Here is a 16078-nt window from a genome sequence, read left to right on the forward strand (position 1 = left end):
CGAAAACGACGGTCTCCGGCCCGTTTGTGGCCGCTTGGGACGGTTCAGGCGGTGGCGGGCGACGCCGGCGACTCGGCTTTGGCTGCCGCGTCAACACGCCTCTGTTCCACCCGTTTGGCCTGCTTGACCAGGTCGGGTTCGCCCTGCCGCAGCGCGGCGTACAGCGGAGCCGCGATGAAGATCGTGGCGGCAGTACCCACCAGGATGCCCACGAACAGCGCCAGGGACAGGTCCCGCAGGGTTCCGGCACCGAGCAGCCCGGCACCGATGAAGAGGATCGCGCCGACCGGCAGGATGGCAACCACCATGGTGTTAATGGACCGGACCAGGGTCTGGTTGATGGCGAGGTTGACCTCTTCGGCGAAGGTCCGCCGGGTGGAGGCCTGCATGTCGGAGGTGTTCTCCCGGATCTTGTCGAACACCACCACGGTGTCGTACAGCGAGTAGCTGAGCACCGTGAGGAAGCCGATGATGGCCGACGGCGTCACTTCGAAGTCGCTGAGGCCGTAAACACCGGCGGTCACGAACATCGTGACGGCCATGCCGACAAGTGCCGAGAGCGACATCTTCCAGGTCCGGAAGTAGAGCGCCATCAGGACGGCGGCCAGGCCCACAAAGATTGCCAGGCCCATCAGCGCCTGCTTCGTGACATCCGCACCCCAGGTGGGGCCGACGAAGGTCGAGGTGACTTCGTTATCCGTCACGCCGTAGGCCTTGGTGAGGCCTTCCTTGATCTGCAGCGTCTCGTCGTCGGAGAGCTTGTCCGTCTGGATGCGCATGGTGGTGCCCGCGACGTTAGCCACGCGCGGCACGGACCCCGCCACGACGTCCTTGACGGCCTTCTCGCCGAGGGAGGCCTCGGTGGTCTTGACGTTGGAGACCGTGAACTCGGAGCCGCCGCGGAACTCGATGCCGAGGTTGAACCCACCCTTGGCGACCGGGATCAGGATGGAGAGGGCGACGGCGATCCCGGCAATCAGGAACCACAGCTTCCTGTAGCCGACGAAGTCGTACGAGCGCTTCCCCGTGTACAGCTCATTGCCGAATGTTGAGAAGTTGACCATTTACTTGCCCTCCTTGGACGCGCTCTTGGAGGTACCGGCGAGCTGTGCCTGTTGTGCCTGATCCTGCTTTTCGGCGAGGCGGCGTTCTGCAATGGTCATCCGGCGTTCTGCTTCGGCGGCGGCGCCGGTGTTCTTCGCGCGCACCACTGCCACGGGCTTGTCCTCCGGGGTACGGACCCGGCCGGCACCGCGGTACAGCGGGACGGCGCCGAGGCGCTTCGGGTCCAGGCCCGAGAACCGGTGGCCTTCGCCGAAGAACTTGGTGCGGGCCAGCAGCTGCAGGGTGGGATGGGTGAACATGAAGACGACAATGAGGTCGGCGATCGCGGTGAGGCCGAGGGTGAACGCGAAGCCGCGGACGTTGCCCACCGCCACAAAGAACAGCACGACGGCGGCGAGAAGGTTCACGGCCTTGGACGCGAGAATGGTGCGCTTGGCCCGCTTCCAGCCGTTTTCGACGGCCGAGACCAGGCCGCGGCCTTCGCGGAGCTCATCGCGGATGCGTTCGAAGTAGACGATGAACGAGTCGGCTGTCTGGCCGATGGCCACGATCAGGCCCGCGACGCCGGCGAGCGAAAGCCGGTAGTTTTCGGTCCAGCCGAGGATGGCGATGGCCAGGAACGTCAGCACCCCGGCGATCACGAGGGAGGCCACGGTCACGAGGCCAAGGGCCCGGTACTGGAACAGCGAGTAGACAAACACCAACAGGAGGCCGATCACGCCGGCGAGCATACCCATGCGGAGCTGCTCGCCGCCGAGGGTTGCCGAGATCTGCTGTTCGCTCTGGATTTCGAAGCTGATCGGCAGGGCACCGAAACGGAGCTGGTCGGAGAGGGCCTTGGCCGACTCCTCGGTGAATCCGCCGGTGATCTGCGGCCGGCCGTCGGTGATGACGGCGAGGGAGCGCGGGGCGGAGATGACCTGGTCGTCCAGGACGATTGCGAACTGGGATTTCGGATCCGAGCCGGTCTGGCCGCCGCCTGCGGCGTAGAACTGGTACAGGCGCTCGGTGATTTCCTTGAACTTGGTGGTGCCCGCGTCATCGAACTGGATGTTGACGGCCCATTCATTGGTCACGGCACCCTGGGCGCCGCGCTGCAGCTGGAACGAGGAGGACTTGATGTTCGAGCCCTTCACCTCCACCGGACCGAGGATGTACTTGATGGCCGGCGAGTTGGCCGAGGCCGGCTCGCAGGTCACCAGCGGCTTGGTCGGGTCGGAGCGCTGCTGCTTGTCCTGGGAGGGGTTGTCGCAGTCGAGGGCCTCGAACTGCTTGTAGACCTCGGGGGTAATCCAGTTCTCGTCGCTGCTGTTGGCGGGTGCGGCTGTCGGTTTCGGCAGCTGGGCATCCGGGGTCCTGGAGGCGGCGGGGACTGCTGCGCCGGGGCCGGTCTGGATGACCGGGCGGAAGTTCATGTCGGCGGAAGCCTGGATCAGTGCACGGGTTTCCTTGGCAGGGGTTCCCGGGAGGCTGACGACGACGTTGCGGCCGGACTGCGTGCTGATTTCCGCTTCCGCGACGCCCGAGCCGTCCACGCGCTGGCGAATGATCGCCACGGCCTGGTTGAGCTGGTCTTCGGTGATACCCGAACCGCCCTCAACCTTGGGCGCCAGGATCATCTGGGTGCCACCTTCAAGGTCCAGTGCGAGCTTTGGAGCCCAGCCCGCCTGGCCGGCCATCGTGCCGCCCGCCAGGACAGCCGTCATGGCGGCGATGATTACGCCAAGCCAGACCAGCATCCTGATGGCTGAGTTTTTGGGGCCAGTTCGTGCCATTGTCGATCTTTCTATTATTTACGGCGGATCCGCCGGCGCGGGCTCTGGGCCCCGCCGACGGATGCCCGCAACCGTTGCTTCGCGGGATAGCTCAGGTAGGCAGACTAGCTGTCTTTTTTGCCTTCGTCATTGAGGCGGCGCAGGGTTTCCTCGGGCGTTTCGGTGCGCGGCGCGTCGTGGACGGGGGCGCTGGCGTCGGTCCCCTCAGCACCCAGCTTCTCGGTGGTCAGCGAGGACGCGTCGTCGGGAACGACCGTGGGCTCCTCGGCGGCGACAACCGGCTCCACAATTTTGGTGACGGCCTGGCGGTGCACGGTGGCGGTGTTCCCCGGGGAGAGCTCCAGCGTGACCTTGTTCTCGGCCTCATCGATGTCGATGATCCGGCCGAACAACCCAAAGCTCGTCATGACCTCGACGCCGGGGCCGAACTTCGACTGGAGCTGCGCCTGCTGCTGCTGCGTTTTCTTGTTGCGGCGGAACATCATGAAGACGAACACGCCAAGCATCACGAACAGGAGAATTGTCATTAGATCCAAGGGGAAGGTTCCGTTCTTTACTTGCATAGCTGTTTTTCAGCAACGTCCGTTTGCTCCTGACGGCGCGGGCAGGGGTCTGCGCAGCAAACTGGCAGCGAGACCGTCCCCCGGACCGCCGGCGGCTACCTGCTCTCCGCCCACGGAAACAAAACCCGGACGTGCCGAGCGTCATACCAGTCTAAAGGGAAAAGCTGAAAGAACGGTGCTAGCGGCTGTTTCGGATCCACTGAGGATCGGTTTCTTCGCCGGGATCCCCGCCTGACCCGCCGATCGGGCTCTCGCCCAGCTCGTCGGCCTGGAACAGTTCCAGCGGGTCCTGGCCGAAGGCGCCGGCCGGAATGGCGAAGCCCAGGTGTGTCCATGCCGGCGCCAGGGCTATCCGGCCGCGCGGCGTCCGGCCCAGGAGTCCTTCCCGCACCAGATAGGGCTCGGCGACCGTTTCCACGGTCTCCGTTTCCTCGCCGACGGCGATCGCGAGCGTGGACAGGCCTACCGGCCCGCCGCCGAACTTGGTGATGAGGGCCTCGAGAACGGCACGGTCCAGCCGGTCCAGGCCGCGCTTGTCCACCTCGTACATGTCCAGGGCCGCGGAGGCCGCCCGCGCGTCGATTTGCTCGATGCCGTGCACGAGCGCCCAGTCCCGGACCCGGCGCAGCAGCCGGTTGGCGATGCGTGGCGTGCCGCGGGACCGGCCGGCGATCTCGCTGAATCCGGCGGAGTTGACCTTCAGGTCCAGCAGGCCGGCGGAGCGGCGCAGGACCAGTTCCAGCTCCTCGACGGAGTAAAACTCGAGGTGGCCGGTGAAACCGAACCGGTCCCGCAGCGGGCCGGGAAGGAGGCCGGCCCGCGTGGTGGCGCCGACCAGGGTGAAGGGCGGAAGCTCCAGCGGAATGGCCGTGGCGCCGGCGCCCTTGCCGACGACGATATCGACGCGGAAATCTTCCATCGCCATGTACAGCATTTCCTCGGCCGGCCGGGACATGCGGTGGATTTCATCCAGGAACAGGACCTCGCCCTCCGAGAGCGAGGACAGGATGGCCGCAAGGTCGCCCGCGTGCTGGATGGCCGGGCCGCTGCTGATCCGCAGGGGAACGTTCATTTCGGCGGCGATGATCATGGACAGCGTGGTCTTGCCCAGGCCGGGAGGGCCCGAGAGCAGCACGTGGTCAGCGCTGCGCCCACGCATGCGCGAGGCCTCCAACACGAGGGAGAGCTGCTTGCGGACCCTGTGCTGTCCCACGAAGTCGTGCAGGTTCTTGGGCCGCAGGGCGGCTTCGATGACCCGCTCCTCCGGTTCCTCTCCCCCGGCGACGATCGACGGCTCAGCCACGCGCGCCTACCCGGTTCCCGGCGCGGGCGCCGTCCTGGCCCAGCCAGCGCAGCGTCGCGCGGAGAATCTCCGCTACATTGCCGTTCGCCGCGAGGTCCGGGGAATCGGCCAGGGACTTGTCGATGCTGGCCGTGGCATCCTTTTCGGACCAGCCCAGGCTGGTCATCGCGGCCACCACCTGCGGCTTCCAGACGGATTCCGCGGACACGGCCGCGACAGGCGCGCCGGCGGTGCCGTGCGGCACAAGCTTGCCGGCGAGTTCGAGCACGATCCGGCCGGCCACCTTCGGTCCGATGCCGGGGACCTTCGTGAAGGCCTTGCCGTCGCCGGAGTGGGCGGCCACCCGGATGGCTTCGGGCTCGTGGACGGCCAGCACCGCCAGGGCGAGGCGGGGACCGACGCCGCTGACGCTGAGGAGCACATCAAACACCTCGCGTTCGTCATCGCTGGCGAAGCCGAACAGGGTCAGCGAGTCTTCCCGCACGATCAGGGACGTGAACAGCTTTCCCTCCTCACCCACCCGGAGGCCGCTGAGGGTCTGCGGTGTGGCGTTGACGCTCATGCCGGCGCCGTTGAGGTCGATCACGGCGGAGGACAGGCCAACGTGCGCAACGGTTCCGCGAAGAAAACTGATCAAGGCCGGGCTCCTGGTCTAACTGGCGTCTACAACTGGGTGATGAAAGAACGTACTGCCGGGCACGCCGGCTATCCGAACATATCTACGAATACCCTACCAAGCCCCGCTGCGTCACAGCCGGACATTCAGCGCGCACGGCGCGCTTTTGCCTCCGCGTCCGCCCACGCCCGCTGCGCCGGAGTGAGGGACTGGCTGCCCGGCCCAGTCGTGGCTACGGCGGCCCCGCTGCCGGCCCGCCAAGCGTGGGTGATGGCCAACGCAAGGGCGTCGGCGGCGTCGGCCGGGCGCGGAGGCGCGTCCAGCCGGAGGATCTTGGTCACCAGCTTGGTGACCGCATCCTTGTTCGAGGTCCCGCTTCCCGTCACGGCTGCCTTGACCTCGGACGGGGTGTGCAGCGCCACCGGGATGCCACGGCGCGCGGCGGCCGCAATGACCACCCCGGAGGCCTGCGCCACCCCCATGACCGTGCTGACGTTGAGCTGGGAAAAGACCCGCTCCACGGCGAGCACCTGGGGTTCGTAGCGGTCCAGCCACTCGTCGATGGACGTGGCGATGACCAGCAGCCGCTGGTCCAGGCTCTCGTCGGGAGAGGTGCCCACAACGCCGAAGGCCACCAAAGTGGCCCGCCGGTTCCGCTCGACGTCGACAACGCCGATCCCGCAACGGGTGAGGCCCGGGTCAACCCCCAACACGCGCAGCGTCACGGTTGGGCCGTCAAGACCGGGCCCCAAAGTCACGTTTGGGTGAGCGGGTCACTCGGCTTCCAGTGCTGCCTGCACTTCGTCGCTGAGGTCGGCGTTGCTGTACACGTTCTGGACGTCGTCGAGCTCTTCCAGGGCGTCCACCAGCTTCATGAACTTCTTGGCGGCATCAAGGTCCAGCGGCACCTGCATGGACGGCACGAACTCGGCCTCGTCGGTGTCGTACTCAATGCCGGCTTCCGTGAGGGCATCGCGAACGGCCTGGAGGTCGGTCGGCTCGGAGTGGATCTCGAAGCTGTCGCCGTTGTCCTTGACTTCCTCGGCCCCGGCATCCAGCACGGCCATCAGGACGTCGTCTTCGGTCAGGCCGTTCTTCGGCAGCGAGACGACGCCCTTGCGGGAGAAGAGGTAGCTGACGGAGCCGGGATCGGCGATCGTGCCGCCATTGCGGGAGATGGCGAGCCGGACCTCGGAGGCGGCACGGTTCTTGTTGTCCGTGAGGCACTCGATCAGCAGCGCGGAACCCTGCGGGCCGCGGCACTCGTACATGATTTCGGTGTAGTCGACGACCTCGCCGGTGAGCCCGGCGCCGCGCTTGATGGCGCGGTCGATATTGTCAGCGGGCACCGACGTCTTTTTCGCCTTGGTGACGGCCAGTTCCAGGCTGGGGTTGCCGGAGAGGTCGGGGCCGCCCATGCGCGCGGCGACTTCGATGTTCTTGATCAGCTTGGCGAACGACTTGGCCCGGCGGCTGTCAAGGATGGCCTTCTTATGCTTGGTCGTCGCCCATTTGGAGTGGCCTGACATGCTTTACGCTTCTCCTCTGATCATTCGAATAAACAGTTCATGCACGCGCTTCTCCCCCGTCACTTCCGGGTGGAAGGAGGTGGCCAGCAGCTTGCCGGAACGCACTGCAACAATTCTAGCCGTCCCGTCCAGTACAGCGGCATGCGAGGCATGCTCCGGGTCCGCGGGTTCCGCCTGCGCCAGGACCTCCACCCCTGGACCCACGCGCTCCACCCATGGGCCTCGGATGAACACGGCATGGACGGGAGCCACGCCGGAGCCGGTGTCGCTGAACCCGAGCCCCCTGAAGTCCAGGTCCGTCTCGAAGGACTCGCGCTGCCGGCCGAAGGCGTTGCGGCGCACGGTGATGTCGAGTCCGCCGAACGTCTGCTGCGGGTTTCCGGCGAGGTCCTTCGCCGGGTCCGCGATCTCGTCCGCCAGCAGGATCATCCCGGCGCACGAGCCGTAGACGGGCAGGCCGGCCTGGATGCGTTCGCGCAGCGGATCCCGGAGCCCGAAGATCCGGGAGAGCTTGTCGATCGTGGTCGATTCGCCGCCGGGGATGATGAGCCCGTCCAGGCCGTCGAGTTCGGCGGGACGCCGGATCCCGACGCCGGCGGCACCGGCGGCTTCCACGGCATGCAGATGCTCCCGGAAATCGCCCTGCAGCGCCAGGACGCCGATCCGGAGCCCCGTTCCCACGCGGGATTCAAGGGAAAAAGAGGGGGTGGTCATCCCCACAGCATAATGCTCTGCGCTGCACGGTACGCATGGAAGACGCATGCAGCGGCCCCCGGCGTCCGGGTTCCATGCCGCTGCTGGGATATATTACAGAGCATGCTTTACTTCAGCGTTCCGCTCGGCAAGTTCGTCCGCCGGGTCTCCCGGCTCAGGGGCGGAGGCTCGGCCCTCCCCGGGCTTGTGGTCGAAAAAATCGACCCCGATTTCATGCGGCGGACGCTGTCCACGCTGCCGCTGGGGGTCGCCGTCGTCAGTGGCACGAACGGGAAGACCACCACCACAAAGATGGTCGTGGAGCTGCTCGAGAGCCAGGGACTGAAAGTCTTCACCAACCGCACCGGCAGCAACTTCACCCGGGGCGTGGCCGCGGCCCTCCTGGGCGAGGTCGACTGGCGGGGCCGGCTCGATGCCGACGTCGCGGTCCTGGAACTGGATGAGGCGCATGCCGTCCACTTCGTCAACAAGGTCCCGCCGCGGTACAGCCTCCTGCTCAACGTCCTCCGCGACCAGCTGGACCGGTTCGGCGAGATCGACAAGACCGCCGAACTGCTCCAGCACATCGCGTCCAAGACCACCGGGACCGTGGTCCTGAACCGGGAAGACCCGCGCGTCGCCCGGATCGCCCAGACCCTGGACGGGCCGGAGGTGCTCTACTTCGGGCTCGACGATTCGCTGCTGAGCACCTTCCCCAACGACGACGACATGCGCGCCGCCCCGGGCAGCCCGGTGCCGGCCGCCCCCGCCCGGCCCGCCGCCGACGTCGTGTTGCGCCGCGTGGGCGCCGACGACGCCGATTTCGAGTACGACGGCGCGACGGTCACCACGGGGATGAAACTGCGCGGCGTCTACAACATCTTCAATGCCGCCGCCGCGCTGACCCTGGCCCGCGGAGTCTCCGGCGCCCGCGGCACCGGGACCGACCAGGCCGGCCTGCTCACGGCGCTGTCCAAGGTGGCGCCGGCGTTCGGCCGCGGCGAAAGCCTCGTGGTCGATGGCCTGCCGCTGGAACTGGTCCTGGTCAAGAACCCCAGCGGTTTCCGGCTCGGCCTCAAGTCGTTCCCCGCCGCCGGGTACGCCACGATGATCGCGATCAACGACAACTACGCAGACGGCCGGGACATGTCCTGGCTGTGGGACGTCGAATTCGACACGCTGCGCGACAGCGGCGTGGACCAGCTCACGGGCTCGCGCGCGTATGACATGGCGCTGCGCCTGCAGTACGACGACGTCGCGATCGGCGCCGTCGACACGGAGATTGCGCCGGCACTGGCAGCCTTCATCCGCGGCGGCGAAGGCAAGCCGAAGAGGATCTTCTGCACCTACACGGCCATGCTGGCCATCCGCCGCGAGCTGTCCAAAATCACCACAGTGGAGGTGGTCTCATGACCCCCGGTTCCCCCGAAACCCCGCACGAGCTGTCCTTTGGGCACGAACTTCCGCCCGAAGATTCCGCGGCCCCCAGCAAGGGACCCATCCGGGTCCTGCAGCTCTACCCGCGGGACATGAACATTTACGGCGACTGGGGCAACGCCCTGGTCCTCGCGCAGCGCCTGCGCTGGCACGGCTACACGCCGGAACTGCTCGAGTACAACGTTGGTGACCCGTTCCCTGCGGACGTGGACCTGATCGTAGGCGGCGGCGGACAGGACAGCGGACAGCTCGTCATCCAGGACGACCTCCTCTCGCGCGAGTCCACCCTGAAGCAGATGGCCGACGACGGCACCCCGATGCTCGTGATCTGCGGGCTGTACCAGCTGTTCGGGAAATTCTTCAAGACCCGGCTCGGGTCCGTCCTTCCGGGCATCGGCATCCTGGACGTGGAAACCCACGGCACCGACGAGCGCCTGATCGGCAACGTCGCGGTCTCCTCCCCCGAATTCGGCAGCATCCTCGGCTACGAAAACCACAGCGGCCAGACCACACTGGGACCGGGTGTCGAACCGCTCGGGACAACGGCCAAAGGCACCGGCAACAACAGCACGGATGGCCAGGAGGGAGCCCGCTACCGCAACATCGTGGCGAGCTACCTGCACGGCTCGCTGCTGCCCAAGAACCCGGCTCTCGCGGATTTCCTGATCCGGACCGCCGTCGAACGTAAATACGGCAGCTTCACCCCGGGCACGCCGGATGACTCCTACGCGGTGCTGGCGCGGGAACACGCCGCCCGCCGGCCCCGCTGACCCAGGTGGCAGGCGCCGATGGCGGCACGGTTCGGATTGGGCGCGACACGCCGGAGCGCGAGGACGTCCTGCGGCTCCTGGGCGAACACCTCGCCGACATGTACGCGACCTCCCCGCCGGAAAGCGTCCACGCCCTTGATCCCGCCGCGCTGGCCGGACCCGGCATCAGCTTCTGGACCGCCCGGCAGGACTCCCGGCTCCTGGGCTGCGCGGCGCTGAAACACCTGGCTCCCGGCGACGCCGAGATCAAGTCGATGCGCACCGCGAATGCAGCCCGCGGGCGCGGCGTTGCGTCGGCGCTGCTCCGCCGCCTCGTGGCCGAGGCCCGGCACAGCGGCTACGAACGCTTGTTCCTGGAGACGGGGAGCCAGGAGTTCTTCGCTCCCGCGCGGCGGCTGTACGAGCGGCACGGCTTCACGGACTGCCCTCCGTTTCCCGGCTACGAAGCCGACCCCAACAGCGTCTTCATGTCCCTGCTCCTGGACGCCGGGTAGCTGCCGGGCAGCTTTCCATGGGCCCGGCCTGCCCTTATCGGCTCCGGACGAAGGCCAGGACGTCGCGCGGCACCCGCCTGCTCGATCCTGCCCGGATATGGCCCCATCGCTCGTAGACGATCAGGGTGCAGTCTGGAATCAATTGCGCGGTCTCCTCCGCAACCGTCCTCGGGAAGAACGCGTCCCGGCCGCCGCAAAGCAGCAGGACGGGCGGACGAATGAGCGGCAGCACCGCCCGCGCATCGAACGCGAACTCGGCCCGAGCCTCCGTCAGGACATCCGCGGCGGGGCATCCGGAGGGGTCCAGCACGCGCCGGCCGACGACAGGTCCCAGCAGTTCCCGCAGCCAGCGGGTCCGCGGCCCCGGTAAGAGGTACTCGGCCAGGACCGTCCCGGCGCGGCCTGCGTCTCCGGCAGCGACGGCTGCGGCCATCCGCTCGTCCACGTCTTTGCCCCACGCGCTCAGTTCGGCCGCCGTGACCACCATCGCGATGTGCCCGAAGGACTGGGGATGGCGGGCGGCCAGGTACTGCCCGATCATCCCGCCGAATGACTCGGCCACCACCAGGCCGACCCGGCCGCCGAACTCCTCGGCGATCAGCCGGGCGTAGTCGTCCGCCATGTCGGCGCTGGTGTGCGACGCCGGCATGTTCCGCCGGCGGGTGACAATCCAGATCGCGTACCCGGCCTCCTGATAGGCGGCAAACTCCCGCCGGAACAGTCCGCGCAGCACCCCCTGGGGCACGAAGCTCCCTGGTCCGCCCTGGACGAACAAGAGCGTCTTCGGGCCCCGGCCCCACGTCAGGTATTCCATCCCGTTGCTGAACGTCCCGCTCCGGGATTCCCGATCCCGCCGGCTTGCCCGTGCCATGACGCCGCCGGCCTACGGTGTTATCTGCGTCGTCGGCTGCGGCGTCGGCTGCGGCTGCCGGAGCAGCTCCGCGAACTCCGCCGGCCGGGATGCCGGCCACCAGTGGCCGCTGTCCACCCGGATCACCGTGAGGTCATCCACCCAGGAATCCAGTCCGTCCACGAGGTCCGGCGACAGGAAGGAATCCCTCAGCGGCACCACCACCTGGACGGGCAGCGTCACGCGGCCGCCGGCCGGCCAGTTCACCGCCGAGAAGAAATTTGCGCGGTAAAGGGCCAGGCCGCGGATGGGATCATCGCCGACGTCGCGCTTGGCCGTCTGCCCATAGCGTTTCGTGAGGAAGAGGCGCCAGGCGGCCTCCGGCAGCTTCGGTACAAGGAACGCGGCGATGTACCAGCTGCGGGCCAATTGTCCGGCCAGCTGCGGCCACGCCCGGGGACGTGCATACCGGCTCCGCACCCAGCGGGCGAAGTGCCGCAGGTCCGGGCCCGAGATGGACGTGTACCGGCCGATCAGGCCCGCGGCCCTGGGGTCCTGGACGGCGGCCCAGCCCTGGATCGAGCCCCAGTCATGGCCCACAAGATGGACATCCGCGGCTCCGACGGCGGCCAGCACGGCAAACATGTCATCCACGAGCGTCTTCAGGGTGAAGTCCCCGGGGAGGCCCATGACGGCGGACGCGCCCGCGTTCCGGGTGTCGTAGGCGACCACGTGGTGGCTTCGGGCCAGATCACGGATGGCCGGCAGGAAGACCTGATGATCGTCCGGATAGCCGTGTACCAGCAGAAGCGTCGGCACTTCGGGTCCCGGCTCCCTGCCATACTCGAACACGGCAAGCTCAGCCCCGCTGGACGCGACGGTGCTCCGCCGTTCGTTGATCATCTCCATGCCGCCCAAGCTTAGGGCCCCGGGGTGAGAATAAGCTCATGGGCGCCCGCCGCCGCGGCGCCCATCGACTCCAGCACGGCCGTGGTGCGCCGGCGCGTGGCCGCGTCCGCCGCCGTTCCGGCGCAACGGCCCTGCGGCGCGTCGGCCGCCACCGAACACCAGCGGTAGGGTCCGCGGACCATCACCGACGGCGCCCAGGCCAGGTCCGAGGCGGCCCAGGACCCGGCCGCGTCCTGGCTGAACTGCACGCGGACCAACAGGCCCTCGTTGTTGACCACGAACGACGGCGAGAGCTCGGTGATGCCGTTGCCGAGCCCGTACACAATCCAGGTTCCCTTGTACTTTTCGATCGGCAGCACCGAATGGCTGTGGTGGCCGTAGATCAGGCTAAACAGGCCGCTGTCCACGAGCGCATGGGCGACGTCGCGCTGCTGGGTGTTGGGCTCGGCTGAGTATTCCTCCCCGGCGTGCATGACCCCCAGCACAATGTCCGCGCCCAAAGCCCTGGCCTTGCGCGCTTTGGAAATCATGGCGCCGGGATCGAGCAGGTCGACCTGCCAGGGCTGCTCGGCGCGCAGTCCGTTGAGGCCGTATGCGGCATCAATGACGGCGATTCTGGCCGCGGGGGTCTGCAGGATCAGGATGCCCTGGGACTCTGCCTCGGTCCGGTACGAGCCCGTGTGCCGGAGTCCGGCGGCGTCGAGGGCGTCCAGGGTGCGGATGAGTCCCGCGGTGCCGCGGTCAACGGTGTGATTGCTGGCCGTGGTGCAGGCCTGATAGCCCACGCCGCGCACGGCGGTGATGATCTGCGGCGGAACGTTGAAGGAGGGATACCCGGAGAAGGGTCCGTCCGGGCCGGCCACCGGGGTCTCCAGGTGGCAGATCGCCACGTCGCTCTGCGCGATGTAGCGCCGCTGGCCCTCCAGCAGCGGCGCGAAGTCCAGCCCCGCGGCGCCGGCGGCGCGGGCGTCCTCGCGGGCCTGCTGCCAGAGCTGGGGATGGACCAGCATGTCCCCGGTGACCAGGACGGAGGTGCACCGGGCGGCCGCACAGCCTGGACCCTTCCCGGGCGTCGGCGTCGGCGTCGGTGTGGGTGTCGGTGTCGGTGTGGGCGTCGGGGTGCCCGACGGCGGCTGGGCAACGTCGGATGTTCCGCCGGTACCGCCTGCCGTGGGACCCGGGGGGTTATCCGGCCCGGCGAGGAGCCCGCAGGATGCCAGCATCGACCCGAGAACAACGGCCGTTGCTGCGGTCAGGATCCGGCCCCGCGGCCCCGCGGTCGTGTTCTCCATGCCGCTCATCCTATGGTGGGCGGCATCACAACACACGGAGGCGATCGTTGAGAAGCGGCCGCCTGCATGAAAGAGTCATTTCATGACCAATCCCCTCCTGAGCCCCAGCACCCTGCCCTATGGACTGCCGCCGTTTGCGGATATCGACGACGCGCACTACGCCGAGGCCGTCGAGGCCGGCCTGGCCGAGCACCTTGCCGAAATCCAGGCCATCGTGGACACCCCGGCGGCCCCGACCTTCGAAAACACGGCCCTCGCCATGGAACGCTCCGGCCGGCTCCTGGACCGGGCCGCCGCGTCCTTTTTCACGCTGGTGTCCGCGGATGCCTCAGACACCATCCGGGACCTCGAGACCCGCCTGTCCCCGCTCTTCGCCGCCCACCAGGACGCCGTCTACCTCAACCGCGGGCTTTACGAGCGCTTCGCGGCGCTGGACGCAGCAGTCCTGGACGCGGAATCCGCCCGGCTCGTGGAGGAATACCTCAAGGAGTTCCGGGCCTCCGGCATCCAGCTCGACGATGCCGGCCAGGAGCGCCTCAAGGAGGTCAACGCCGAGCTGTCCCGGCTCGGCACCGAGTTCGGCCAGCGCGTCAAGGAGGGCATGAAGTCCGCTGCCCTGCTGCTGGATGACGCCGCCGACCTCGCGGGCCTGCCCGCCGACGACGTCGCCAGCGCCGCCGAGGCCGCCCGGACCGCCGGGCACGAGGGAAAGTTCCTGCTGACCCTGATCCAGCCGAGCAACCAGCCTGCCATGGCCGCGCTGGCGAACCGGGAGATCCGCCGTCGCCTCTACGAGGCCTCCATCGGCCGCGGCAGCGACGGCGGCAGCTTCGATGTGCTCGACCTGGTCAAGGACATGGTCCGGCTCCGCGCCGAGAAGGCCAGCCTTCTCGGGTTCGCGAACTTCGCCGAACTCAGCGTGGACCGGCAGACGGCACCGGACTTCCAGGCCGTTCAGGCAATGATGAGCCGGCTGGCCCCGGCCGCCGTCCGCAATGCCGACGCAGAGGCCGAGGCACTGGCCGAGGCCGCCGGCCACCCCCTCGAGGCCTGGGACTGGGCGTATTACTCTGCCAAGGTCAAGCGGGAGCGGTATGCCGTGGATGAACAGGCCCTGCGCCCCTACTTCGAGCTGGACCGGGTTTTGAATGATGGTGTGTTCTTCGCGGCGAACGCCCTGTACGGCGTCACCTTCCACGAACGCGCCGACCTCGCCGGCTACCACCCGGACGTGCGCGTCTGGGAGGTGAAGAATTCCGACGGCACGGACCTGGGCCTGTTCCTGGGCGATTACTACACGCGGGACACGAAGCGCGGGGGCGCGTGGATGAATTCCCTCGTGGAGCAGTCAGGGCTCTTGAACACCCGACCCGTGGTGATCAACAACCTCAACATCTCCAAGCCGCCGGCCGGCGAGCCCACCCTGCTGACGCTGGACGAGCTCCGCACGACCTTCCACGAGTTCGGCCACGCCCTGCACGGCCTGTTTTCCGCCGTCACCTATCCTCGGTTCTCCGGCACGAACGTGCCGCGGGACTTCGTGGAATACCCTTCGCAGGTCAACGAAATGTGGATCATGTGGCCCGAGGTCCTGGCCAACTATGCCCGGCACCACGCCACCGGCGAACCCCTGCCGCAGGAGACCGTGGACAAGCTCAACGCCGCCCAGCTCTGGGGCGAAGGCTTCGGCACCACGGAATACCTCGGCGCTGCCCTGCTGGACCTGGCGTGGCATGTCCTGGACGGCTCTGACATCCCGGATGACGCCGTCGAGTTTGAAGCGAAGGCGCTGGCCGCGGCCGGCGTGGCGCACAGCCTGATTCCGCCGCGCTACCGGACCGGCTACTTCCAGCACATCTTCGCGGGAGGCTGGTATGCCGCCGGCTACTACTCCTATATCTGGAGCGAGGTCCTGGACGCTGACACCGTGGAATGGTTCAAGGAAAACGGCGGCCTCAGCCGCGCCAACGGCAATTTCTTCCGCGCCGAACTGCTTTCCCGCGGCAACAGCCGGGACCCGCTGGAGTCCTTCCGCGCCTTCCGCGGCCGGGACTCGGATCTCGGGCCGCTGCTGAAGCGCCGCGGCCTCGACTGACCCTTCATCGATTGCTCCGTAACCGCCGTTTTGAGGCCTCATAAGGGCGGTTACGGAGCAATCGACGGGGAAACAAGCGACGCCGGGCGGCCACCTAAGAAGGTGACCGCCCGGCGTCGTACTTAATACTTTGGCGACAATTGCGCCCGACTCTCTTGGCTTAATAAGAGAGACTGCAGAGGCTCCACGGACGAGGCGCCCTGGCGCCGAGTCTGTGGAGAAGCAGTCGAACGTTACCAGCCGCGCTCGGCGAGGCGGTGCGGCTGCGGGATCTCGTCGACGTTGATGCCGACCATGGCCTCGCCCAGGCCGCGGGAGGCCTTGGCGATCTCGTCCGGGTCGTCGTAGAACGTGGTGGCCTTCACGACGGCGGCGGCACGCTGGGCCGGGTTGCCGGACTTGAAGATGCCGGAGCCGACGAACACGCCGTCGGCGCCGAGCTGCATCATCATCGCGGCGTCGGCCGGGGTGGCGATGCCGCCGGCGGTGAACAGCACCACCGGGAGCTTGCCGGTCGCGGCAACTTCCTTGACCAGTTCGTACGGGGCCTGCAGCTCCTTGGCCGCGACGTAGAGCTCGTCCTCGGCCATGCCGGCGAGCTTCTTGATCTCGGCACGGATCTGGCGCATGTGCGTGGTGGCGTTGGAGACGTCCCCGGTGCCGGCCTCGCCCTTGGACCGGATCATC

Annotated in this window: 15 protein-coding genes and 1 pseudogene; 4 read left to right on the plus strand and 12 right to left on the minus strand. The window is 67.8% G+C overall.

Going from position 1 to position 16078, the window contains the following annotated elements:
- Nucleotides 1–44 precede the first annotated feature (44 nt).
- The 8 genes from secF to pdxT all read right to left on the minus strand — a co-directional run bounded on the left by secF (nucleotide 45) and on the right by pdxT (nucleotide 7565).
- Nucleotides 45–1064: a protein translocase subunit SecF gene (secF, locus tag Y706_RS0117925; protein ID WP_028277691.1), complete on the minus strand. Its 1020-nt coding sequence runs from the start codon at nucleotides 1062–1064 to the stop codon at nucleotides 45–47.
- Nucleotides 1065–2840, minus strand: coding sequence for a protein translocase subunit SecD (secD, locus tag Y706_RS0117930; protein WP_028277692.1), 1776 nt, complete (start codon nucleotides 2838–2840; stop codon nucleotides 1065–1067).
- Nucleotides 2841–2944: 104 nt separating this feature from the next.
- Nucleotides 2945–3367 carry a preprotein translocase subunit YajC gene (yajC, locus tag Y706_RS0117935; protein WP_028277693.1) on the minus strand — a complete coding sequence of 141 codons (423 nt, stop codon included), beginning with the start codon at nucleotides 3365–3367 and terminating at the stop codon, nucleotides 2945–2947.
- 214 nt (nucleotides 3368–3581) lie between these two features.
- A complete protein-coding gene (ruvB, locus tag Y706_RS0117940) occupies nucleotides 3582–4706 on the minus strand; it encodes a Holliday junction branch migration DNA helicase RuvB (RefSeq protein WP_028277694.1) in 1125 nt (374 codons plus the stop codon).
- A complete protein-coding gene (gene ruvA / locus Y706_RS0117945; RefSeq protein ID WP_018773177.1) occupies nucleotides 4699–5343 on the minus strand; it encodes a Holliday junction branch migration protein RuvA in 645 nt (214 codons plus the stop codon). The genes ruvB and ruvA overlap by 8 nt, the downstream gene beginning before the upstream one ends.
- 125 nt (nucleotides 5344–5468) lie before the next feature.
- On the minus strand, nucleotides 5469–6047 hold the full coding sequence (gene ruvC, locus Y706_RS0117950; RefSeq protein ID WP_028277695.1) for a crossover junction endodeoxyribonuclease RuvC: 579 nt from the start codon (nucleotides 6045–6047) through the stop codon (nucleotides 5469–5471).
- Nucleotides 6048–6095: 48 nt separating this feature from the next.
- Nucleotides 6096–6851 carry a YebC/PmpR family DNA-binding transcriptional regulator gene (locus Y706_RS0117955; protein WP_028277696.1) on the minus strand — a complete coding sequence of 252 codons (756 nt, stop codon included), beginning with the start codon at nucleotides 6849–6851 and terminating at the stop codon, nucleotides 6096–6098.
- A 3-nt stretch (nucleotides 6852–6854) separates the two neighbouring features.
- Nucleotides 6855–7565, minus strand: a complete 711-nt coding sequence (gene pdxT / locus Y706_RS0117960; RefSeq protein WP_028277697.1) for a pyridoxal 5'-phosphate synthase glutaminase subunit PdxT — start codon at nucleotides 7563–7565, stop codon at nucleotides 6855–6857.
- A 102-nt stretch (nucleotides 7566–7667) separates the two neighbouring features.
- Here pdxT and Y706_RS0117965 point away from each other — a divergent pair, with 102 nt between their 5' ends.
- The 3 genes from Y706_RS0117965 to Y706_RS0117975 are packed head-to-tail and all read left to right on the plus strand — an operon-like array spanning nucleotide 7668 to nucleotide 10245.
- Nucleotides 7668–8957, plus strand: coding sequence for a Mur ligase family protein (locus tag Y706_RS0117965; RefSeq protein ID WP_028277698.1), 1290 nt, complete (start codon nucleotides 7668–7670; stop codon nucleotides 8955–8957).
- Nucleotides 8954–9751, plus strand: a complete 798-nt coding sequence (locus Y706_RS0117970) for a type 1 glutamine amidotransferase (protein WP_043436424.1) — start codon at nucleotides 8954–8956, stop codon at nucleotides 9749–9751. Before Y706_RS0117965 ends, Y706_RS0117970 begins: the two co-directional genes overlap by 4 nt.
- Nucleotides 9752–9756: 5 nt before the next feature.
- Entirely contained in the window at nucleotides 9757–10245 is a 489-nt protein-coding gene (locus Y706_RS0117975; RefSeq protein WP_028277700.1) for a GNAT family N-acetyltransferase, read from the plus strand.
- 34 nt (nucleotides 10246–10279) lie between these two features.
- Here Y706_RS0117975 and Y706_RS0117980 read toward each other — a convergent pair whose 3' ends face one another.
- The 3 genes from Y706_RS0117980 to Y706_RS26270 form a co-directional block, all read right to left on the minus strand.
- Complete coding sequence (locus Y706_RS0117980; protein WP_028277701.1) at nucleotides 10280–11059, minus strand: alpha/beta fold hydrolase; 780 nt, start codon at nucleotides 11057–11059, stop codon at nucleotides 10280–10282.
- Nucleotides 11060–11128: 69 nt separating this feature from the next.
- On the minus strand, nucleotides 11129–12004 hold the full coding sequence (locus tag Y706_RS0117985; protein WP_043436429.1) for an alpha/beta fold hydrolase: 876 nt from the start codon (nucleotides 12002–12004) through the stop codon (nucleotides 11129–11131).
- 11 nt (nucleotides 12005–12015) lie between these two features.
- Nucleotides 12016–13296, minus strand: a complete 1281-nt coding sequence (locus Y706_RS26270; RefSeq protein ID WP_043436425.1) for a CapA family protein — start codon at nucleotides 13294–13296, stop codon at nucleotides 12016–12018.
- A gap of 82 nt (nucleotides 13297–13378) precedes the next feature.
- Here Y706_RS26270 and Y706_RS0117995 point away from each other — a divergent pair, with 82 nt between their 5' ends.
- Nucleotides 13379–15391, plus strand: coding sequence for a M3 family metallopeptidase (locus tag Y706_RS0117995; RefSeq protein WP_028277704.1), 2013 nt, complete (start codon nucleotides 13379–13381; stop codon nucleotides 15389–15391).
- A gap of 233 nt (nucleotides 15392–15624) precedes the next feature.
- Here Y706_RS0117995 and Y706_RS0118000 read toward each other — a convergent pair.
- Nucleotides 15625–16078, minus strand: a pseudogene (locus Y706_RS0118000) (pyridoxal 5'-phosphate synthase lyase subunit PdxS); the annotation flags it as partial.

Source organism: Arthrobacter sp. I3 (assembly GCF_000520575.1).
In the GTDB taxonomy this organism is placed as follows: domain Bacteria; phylum Actinomycetota; class Actinomycetes; order Actinomycetales; family Micrococcaceae; genus Arthrobacter; species Arthrobacter humicola_A.

Excerpts from the sequence above, each read along its gene's own strand:
- Y706_RS0117985 (WP_043436429.1), bottom strand. The coding sequence starts at position 12,004 with ATGGAGATGATCAACGAACGGCGGAGCACCGTCGCGTCCAGCGGGGCT.
- Y706_RS0117995 (WP_028277704.1), top strand. The coding sequence starts at position 13,379 with ATGACCAATCCCCTCCTGAGCCCCAGCACCCTGCCCTATGGACTGCCG.
- Y706_RS0117955 (WP_028277696.1), bottom strand. The coding sequence starts at position 6,851 with ATGTCAGGCCACTCCAAATGGGCGACGACCAAGCATAAGAAGGCCATC.
- Y706_RS0117970 (WP_043436424.1), top strand. The coding sequence starts at position 8,954 with ATGACCCCCGGTTCCCCCGAAACCCCGCACGAGCTGTCCTTTGGGCAC.
- Y706_RS0117965 (WP_028277698.1), top strand. The coding sequence starts at position 7,668 with ATGCTTTACTTCAGCGTTCCGCTCGGCAAGTTCGTCCGCCGGGTCTCC.
- Y706_RS26270 (WP_043436425.1), bottom strand. The coding sequence starts at position 13,296 with ATGGAGAACACGACCGCGGGGCCGCGGGGCCGGATCCTGACCGCAGCA.
- Y706_RS0117980 (WP_028277701.1), bottom strand. The coding sequence starts at position 11,059 with ATGGAATACCTGACGTGGGGCCGGGGCCCGAAGACGCTCTTGTTCGTC.
- pdxT (WP_028277697.1), bottom strand. The coding sequence starts at position 7,565 with ATGACCACCCCCTCTTTTTCCCTTGAATCCCGCGTGGGAACGGGGCTC.
- secD (WP_028277692.1), bottom strand. The coding sequence starts at position 2,840 with ATGGCACGAACTGGCCCCAAAAACTCAGCCATCAGGATGCTGGTCTGG.
- yajC (WP_028277693.1), bottom strand. The coding sequence starts at position 3,367 with ATGACAATTCTCCTGTTCGTGATGCTTGGCGTGTTCGTCTTCATGATG.
- secF (WP_028277691.1), bottom strand. The coding sequence starts at position 1,064 with ATGGTCAACTTCTCAACATTCGGCAATGAGCTGTACACGGGGAAGCGC.